Source organism: Klebsiella sp. HMSC09D12 (genome assembly GCF_001808475.1).
GTDB lineage: Bacteria > Pseudomonadota > Gammaproteobacteria > Enterobacterales > Enterobacteriaceae > Klebsiella > Klebsiella oxytoca.
On sequence record NZ_KV793444.1, the window covers coordinates 1 to 1,563 of the forward strand.

A 1,563-nucleotide genomic window follows, 5' to 3' on the forward strand; every position below is an offset into this window, starting at 1 on the left:
GGTGGCGAAACCCGACAGGACTATAAAGATACCAGGCGTTTCCCCCTGGTGGCTCCCTCTTGCGCTCTCCTGTTCCCGTCCTGCGGCATCCGTGTAGTGGTGGAAGCTTTACCTAAATCTCCACGCCCCGTTCCGTTTAGACAGTTCGCTCCAAGCTGGGCTGTATGCAAGAACCCCCCGTTCAGCCCGACCGCTGCGCCCTTTTCCGGTAACTATCGTCTTGAGTCCAACCCGGAAAGACACGACTTAACGCCACTGGCAGCGGCCACTGGTAAACAGGATGTGCGAGAGATTTACGAAGAGTTCTTGAAGTGGTGGCCAGACTGAGGCTACACTAAAAGGACAGATTTGGTGACGTCTCGCACAAGACTGTTACCACGGTTCAGAAACTTGCCGGTTTACTGAACCTTCGAAAAACCACCCTGCAAGGTGGTTTTTTCGTTTACATGGCAAGAGACTACGACGTCCAACGTCAGATCTCAAGAAATTATTTAAAAATAAATAGTTAACCAATATCCTTGTGATATTTATTATGTTTCCTTTATACTCAAATAACATCAATATTCAGGATTGGAACACTCAAACAAGTTAATACAACGATGTTCTAGGTTCATATCCCTGAGACTTAAAGTCTAACTAGTATATTTCCGAACAAGATCACTATCATTCCGTACTTTTTTAAATAGGTTTATTTAATGCCATACATATACGCAATAATACTAACAACTTGTTTTAACACGAATAATATTGCAAGTTGTTCTTCAGAATTAGCAAATTTGGGAATGAAAGACAATGTTGTTAACACCTTCATTCTGAATGAAGAATGCATTGAATTTAAAGATAAAATCATTGCAAACAAAGACATTTATCATAATATATCCGGGAAAAACATAATATCTGCTGAATGTGTACCCGTATCTATCCCCAAATATATTTTAGACAATTACAGCAAACAACAACGATAATGAATACCCCCTCTGCAAGCAGCGGGGTATCAACACCAAAGATCAAATACAGAGTAGTTCGCTCCAAGGGACGGGGAATATTGCCTTTAGAGATTTACCATAACGTCTCATTGCACGAACCCAAACGCCCGCAAAGAGCGGGCTTCGGTAATAGTCAGGTCTAGTTGCTGAAAAATTTCTTCGCCATTGGGTGATTTTCCATGATCTCGTCACGCTCATCTGGATCAAAGCATCCGCAAACACCTAACAACACCAATTCGGTAAGCGTTCGCGCGCAACATCCAGTTGTAACCTGCATCTTCTGGTTTTTGTCATATCCGAAAACCGTATACGTAACGTAATCCTCATCGTATTCCTGATGGCAAATAGAGCACGAGTCAGGGTATTTTTTGATGAGCGCATTAATCTGTTTTACTTGTGCATCTGTAGCCACAATCTCTCCATAAGAACAAACATCAACAGCCAGCAAATCTACCACATCAGCTTCGCGCTACCGATTTACCATAACGTCGCATTACGCGCACCTCTCAGACAGCCTGAGAGCGTTTCTGGCAGAAAACCGGTAAAACAGGCAACAAACCACCCGAAAACCCGCCAG

Annotated in this window: 1 protein-coding gene; it reads right to left on the minus strand. The window is 43.2% G+C overall.

Going from position 1 to position 1,563, the window contains the following annotated elements:
* Window positions 1-1,125: 1,125 nt before the first annotated feature.
* On the minus strand, window positions 1,126-1,443 hold the full coding sequence (locus HMPREF3178_RS08405) for a hypothetical protein (protein WP_225865423.1): 318 nt from the start codon (window positions 1,441-1,443) through the stop codon (window positions 1,126-1,128).
* Window positions 1,444-1,563: the final 120 nt, after the last annotated feature.